Raw genomic sequence first — 5,603 nt, 5'->3', positions numbered from 1 at the left:
CCTTATAATTACCTTCCGCAGATGTGAAAGATGTAATTTAATGTTAAACCTTATATCTACTTGATGCAAGATAAAAAGACTATTGTAAAAAAGACGTGTAAAATGGAAAGCGGAGAAATTCATTTGGGAGGAAAAATGGAAAAGTTCGATTTCTACCCGTGGCAACGGGAAGCCTTTGAAAAGATCAAGGATAAGGATGCAATCGTCGCTGCCCCAACGGGTTCGGGCAAAACGTGGGTTGCCTATCTTTGGGCTGGTCTGCTTAATTTAGAAGGTCAAACAACTACTCCTAATGTAGAAAAAGTTATATTCACTGCGCCGATAAAGGCACTGAGCAATGAAAGATACCTTGACCTGCGCAAAATGGGCTTTGACGTTGGAATAGAGACGGGAGACTTTAAGAAGAACGAAGACGCTTCTGTGCTTTGCTGTACCCAGGAGATATACACTCTCAAGTATGCCAGCAGGCCGAACCTCAGGGTGGTCATAGATGAATTTCACTACATTTTTGGCGATCCCGAAAGAGCAAGAGCGTACATAGACGGAGTAAGCAGCACCCATCCAGACTCCAAAATGCTCGTTATGTCCGCTACCTTTGGTGGAAGCAGCGAAGTAAGAAAGTACTTGAACAGGATAACAGGGCGAACGTTTGAACTTTACGAAGGCAAAAAAAGAGTGACAGAACTTGTTTTTTTGCCTCAGAAGCCGATGACCATTGACAAAGTCAAGGATGCATTGGTTTTCGTTTTTTCTCAAAAGGGCACTATGGAGCTGGCATACAGGATAGCGAAGCGCAGGAAGCACAAGGGCAAGGCAGAAAAGAAGAGAATATACGAGATAGCCGAGATTCTAGGGGTGGATAAAGTCCACATGCCTCTTTTGAGAGGAGTGGGGATGTACCATGGTGGGATGTTGCCTAAGGAAAAACTTTTGGTCGAGGCTGCTTTCAGGGAGAGACTTCTGGACGTAGTCGTAGGAACCAACGCGCTCTCTCTAGGGGTTAATCTTCCTGCCAAATACGCGGTCTTTGCACAGCTTGTGAGGTATCACGACAGAGAGCCTATAAGCAAGAATGAATTTCTGCAGATGGCTGGTCGAGCAGGTAGAAAAGGGCTTTTTGACAAGGGGTTTGTAACCTGGCTAAAGGATTCTCCTTTTGAGCAGCGAAGCGCCAGCACCAAGAACATATTCAAGGCATTGATGAAGGCGCCGTTAGAAAGAGCGTCCGTAGTCCTTATGCCAGATTACGGGAAACTTTTGAGAAAACAGAGGACCTTGGAGGATGAGGCAAAGTTCATTGCCAGGTTCTCTCTTCCCGTGGTCAATGAAAGATATGTCGAGGAGGAGCTGAGGAGAGACCTCAAGATCATCGAGAGGGCTATAAAGGAATTGGCGCCTCCTGGAGAAAGAGAAAGGTTTAGAAAGGTGCTTGCCGATATATGGTATGGAGAAATGGAGATAGGGGAAAACCTGGAGATGGCTCAGCTCTTTATGTGGGACGGTAGGGCTGATGCCTTGACTGCGGCGGAAGTGATAAATCTTTTTGAGAAAAATTATTTGAAGGCCTTGTTAAAGGTAAAAAGATTTGCCAACCATTTACCAAAAGGATACGAGTTTTTAGGAATGGAGTACCTTGACAGGACCGTCGAAGAACTTGACGGGACTATCTATGGTTTTGAAGAGAAGATAAGAGAGATAGAATCTACGTCCTGACGTTAGCTTAGCCGTCAACCTTAGCGGCCTTGGCAACGTCACCCCTCCAGAAGGTGGGTTCTAGAGCACCAGAAAACGCTCGGAAGGGCTTCCCTGGGTCCTTCATGGTTACATACAGCCTGGGACTGTCCCCCTTAGGAATGGCGATTATCCATTGGGCCACGGTTTGAGATCTTTTAGGAGAGCTTCCGGTGCGGAAGATGCTCTCATCGGGGCCTGCGCTTTGGTCGTTGCTGAAGGCCACAAAGTCCTCCATGGTCAAGTTTCCCGCCTTGGCCTGCAATAGGCTTATTATACGTTCGTAACGCGTTTTGCTGCTGGATGGGATTTTTATGTTGTATCTTTGCATTTTTGGCGAGATGTAGTGATTGGTTTGGGCTATGAAGCCGTCATCCACTACTCTTACGGTGTTCTTGCCTCCGGGAGCCACCTCGACGACGGCGATCTTTTCTTTGTCTGCGATCATGTAGAAGGAAACTCTTTTGAACCTGTCAAGGTTTGCCAGCACCTCATCCACCGATGAGAAAGAAGTGAGGATCTTGTGTGAGGAGAGGGCGTCCTTGTCCTTGGTTTTCCTTTTATCCTTTGGTACAACGGAAACGGTAGCTGTTACCACCGCTAAGCCCTTTTCGTTGACCCCAGCCTTTAAACCTGATCCATTTTCATCCACCGCGAAAAGACCCACGTATGAATAACCTTGGGTTGGTGTAACTTTCCTTAAATAATGTTTTTGAGTAGGCTTCCAGTCTCGATTCTTGGCCAATATGGTGATATTGCCGCTGGTTGCAGATCCTGTCGCGGCCCACAGCGTGCAGGATTCTGCGGCTTCCGCAACCAAAAGCAGGAGAATTATAAGTGTGGCAACGAACTTTGCTGTTTTATTCTTAAGGAGGTGTTTCATTTCCTCGTCGCCCCCCAGCGATCTTTTCGTTCTCTCGCCAGGCGGCCTGAAGGGAGGAAAGGATATGTTCTCTACCTTCGGCAGCCTGGCTGTCATGGCCTTTAAAGGCTTTAGACCCTCGGCTTTGCGTCGCCGCCTTTCGACGGTTTTGCCCTTTCGGGTTTTTCTAAAGGATCAGTTTTGTTGAATTTTTCTGTTCTTAACAAAAAGCCTCAAAAAAGCGCCTTTCAGATTTGAATCCGAAAGGCGCCACACCGCACTATTCCTTATTTTGGAATCTTCGGCAGCCTGGCTGTCATGGCCTTTAAAGGCTTTAGACCCTTGGCTTTGCGCCACCGCCTTTCGGCGGTTTTGCCCTTTCGGATTCTCTTATTCCGACAAACACTAACCCTATGCTTAATTATGGCACTTATTTTGTTTTTGTCAAGTATTGTCATTGATTTTTATAGTCAAAACTTTAGCAGAGTGTATTATAATTATGTGGACTAAAGCTGCTACGTCATTGCGTCATATGGGATCTGGTGCCGTAGCCATCTGGGAGTGATGAGGTTGAAAGTATCAAGGTGCAATTTAATAGCTGTAGTGTTTAGCGTCGTTTTTTTGTCTCTAATGATGATAACACCTTTGGTGGGTGTTGGGTTCGCTGGCGGTAGCATTCCTTGGGGTAAGATTCTGTCCTCAAGCACAGAACCGGTATTCTTCAACGAGAAAGAGCTGGTTGAAAAAACTCTTTCGCTTTTGAGGAATGGTGGTGCCGCCTCAAAACAGGCCAAGGAGAAAGGCAGTGAAAAACTGGTACTTTTGAGTGTCAGCAACGGAAAAAGCATAAACGTCACGTCTTACGGAGTGGGAAGCGATATATATGTGGCTTTGGCAGATGCTGTGAACCGGCTGAGGGAGAAAAAGGTCAACTTGTCTGATGTTCGGTGGTTCAAGGTCTACGTTTTAAGGGATATGGAGTTCAGGAGGATGGCCAATATTCAAAAGCCCTTGCCCATAGAGAGAGGACTTTGGGGACTTGCCTTTCCAGGCTGTGATAATTGCATATTTACGCCAGAAGATGTGCTGGCAAAGAAAATAGTGAAGGATAATGGAATATTGCAACCTCCGTCCATAGGACTGTGGGGCGACCTTTCGGCTGAAAAAATGATAAGGTCCATGTTGGAGACTAAAAGAGCAGATTATGTGGCCTTCAGAACGGAGAGCGTTTTTTGGGATGGTTCGAGAGCACAGCGTCTGTACAGGGGAAGCCCAATATATGATTCGTATGAAGATCAAGATATCGCTGAGTCCACAAGGCTTGCGGCTTACTACTTGCTAAGGAACGTGGATTCAAAGGGTAAATTTACTTACGTTTATGATCCCATCAAGGACAGAAGCAAAGGCGGTTATAACATGTTGCGGCATGCTGGGACCATATTTTCCATGCTTCAGTATTATGAGAAAACTGGAGATAAAAAGGTCCTAAAGGGAGCCAAAAGAGCCATAGAGTACATGTTGAGCAAGGTGAAAACCTTCAGAAAAAATGGAGAGGAGATGGCATGCCTGGTCGAGGGGGATTATGTGAAGCTCGGGGGTAATGGGCTGGCTGTCCTGAGTTTGGCTAAATACATGGAGGCCACAGGTGACAATAGATATATGCCATTGGTAAAGAGGATGGGAGAGTGGATACTTTCCGTTCAAGATGAATCAGGTAGGTTCTATATACACAAGCAAGTCTTTCCCGAGGGGGAGGTGTCTGATTTCCGCTCGGTGTACTACCCTGGCGAAGCTATTTTTGCGTTGGCGATGCTGGGAAGGTTGGACGATGAAAACTCGGATAAATGGCTTAAAGGGGCAGCAAGGGGTGCAAGATATATTATCGAGATAAGGGATGGCAAGAAACAGGATATGGAGCTTCCTCATGACCACTGGCTGCTTTACGGAATGGATGAGCTTTCCCGCAGTGGTTACGACAAAGAAGGAGTTTTCTTGAAGCACGCTTTGAGGTTGGCGAAAGTCATAAGCGATGCTCAGCACAAGGATTCATATTATCCCGACTGGATAGGAGGGTTTGGGAAAAATCCCAGGTCTACTCCGGCTGCAACTAGGATGGAAGGAATAGGCGCGGCCTACAGGATGGCTAAAAGGGCTGGATTGGAGGAGGAAGGGAAAGATATTCTGAAAACCTTCAGGCTCGGAGGGGGTTTTTTGTTGAGGATGCAGATAGGGCCTTCATGGGCCATGCATTTGAAGAATCCCTCTAGGTCGATCGGAGGAGTAAGGAGAAGTTTTGCTAATTTTGATATTCGGATAGATTACGTCCAACACAACCTTTCAGCTCTTTTGGCCCTTCAGCAGGCGCTGGGAGAGTAATAATTTTGGATTTTGGTATTTGCATGAATGGCAAAACAGAGTTATAATAAATTATCTAGCTAAACTACTCAGTTGAACATCTTAACAACTTGGCTGCCGAAAGGCGGCAAATGTATTTGGCTAGACAAAAAGGTAAAAAGGTACCAATTTACATATTAACAAGTTGTTAGCTGAAGTTTCCGATTGGTGCTGCTGCGCCAAGAGAGGGTGAGAGAGATGAGGCCTAGGAGAGTTAGTATATCAGGTAGTAAGTTTAAGAGGTTTGTGGTGTTTGCCGTGCTTTTTTACGTGGCTGTAACGAGGTTGTTTACTCCTAGTTATATGGCCTATGCCTTCAGGGATGTAAAGCCTATAGCTGGACCTAGCAATGTTGAGGTGATGGAAGTACCTCAGCTTTACGATGAAGAAGGTCAATTGATTCAGTGTGACTGGGATCTGGTGACGTTGGAGGAAGCACAGAAGCATTTAGATTTTTTGATGCGACTTGGTGTTTGCTTCGTGCCTATAGCTGAAGAAGGCGACGATGACGACGACGATGACGAGCCGTTCGGCGACGACGATGATGACGACGATGACGATGATGATGATGACGATGACGACGACGATGATGATGATGACGACGGAGGCCCCGGTA

Annotated in this window: 4 protein-coding genes and 2 riboswitches; of the genes, 3 read left to right on the top strand and 1 reads right to left on the bottom strand. The window is 46.3% G+C overall.

What is annotated here, in order from left to right:
• Window positions 1–63 precede the first annotated feature (63 nt).
• Window positions 64–1,713 carry a DEAD/DEAH box helicase gene (locus V7Z69_RS03780; RefSeq protein WP_334138605.1) on the top strand — a complete coding sequence of 550 codons (1,650 nt, stop codon included), beginning with the start codon at window positions 64–66 and terminating at the stop codon, window positions 1,711–1,713.
• A gap of 7 nt (window positions 1,714–1,720) precedes the next feature.
• Here V7Z69_RS03780 and V7Z69_RS03775 read toward each other — a convergent pair whose 3' ends face one another.
• Window positions 1,721–2,710: a C45 family autoproteolytic acyltransferase/hydolase gene (locus tag V7Z69_RS03775; protein WP_041445809.1), complete on the bottom strand. Its 990-nt coding sequence runs from the start codon at window positions 2,708–2,710 to the stop codon at window positions 1,721–1,723.
• A riboswitch (cyclic di-GMP riboswitch) is annotated at window positions 2,691–2,777 on the bottom strand. (Overlaps the previous gene by 20 nt.)
• Window positions 2,778–2,893: 116 nt before the next feature.
• Window positions 2,894–2,980, bottom strand: a riboswitch (cyclic di-GMP riboswitch).
• A gap of 243 nt (window positions 2,981–3,223) precedes the next feature.
• Between V7Z69_RS03775 and V7Z69_RS03770 the strand changes: the two genes are divergently transcribed.
• Both V7Z69_RS03770 and V7Z69_RS03765 read left to right on the top strand, forming a co-directional pair.
• Window positions 3,224–4,969 carry a hypothetical protein gene (locus tag V7Z69_RS03770; protein ID WP_334138603.1) on the top strand — a complete coding sequence of 582 codons (1,746 nt, stop codon included), beginning with the start codon at window positions 3,224–3,226 and terminating at the stop codon, window positions 4,967–4,969.
• Window positions 4,970–5,185: 216 nt separating this feature from the next.
• Window positions 5,186–5,603: hypothetical protein (locus V7Z69_RS03765; protein WP_334138601.1), on the top strand; the 418-nt coding region annotated here is incomplete at its 3' end.

The organism is Thermovirga lienii (assembly GCF_036847465.1).
Taxonomy (GTDB): domain Bacteria; phylum Synergistota; class Synergistia; order Synergistales; family Thermovirgaceae; genus Thermovirga; species Thermovirga lienii.
This window is presented reverse-complemented; position numbering and strand designations above follow the sequence as displayed.

Excerpts from the sequence above, each read along its gene's own strand:
- V7Z69_RS03780 (WP_334138605.1), top strand. The coding sequence starts at position 64 with ATGCAAGATAAAAAGACTATTGTAAAAAAGACGTGTAAAATGGAAAGC.
- V7Z69_RS03775 (WP_041445809.1), bottom strand. The coding sequence starts at position 2,710 with ATGACAGCCAGGCTGCCGAAGGTAGAGAACATATCCTTTCCTCCCTTC.
- V7Z69_RS03770 (WP_334138603.1), top strand. The coding sequence starts at position 3,224 with ATGATGATAACACCTTTGGTGGGTGTTGGGTTCGCTGGCGGTAGCATT.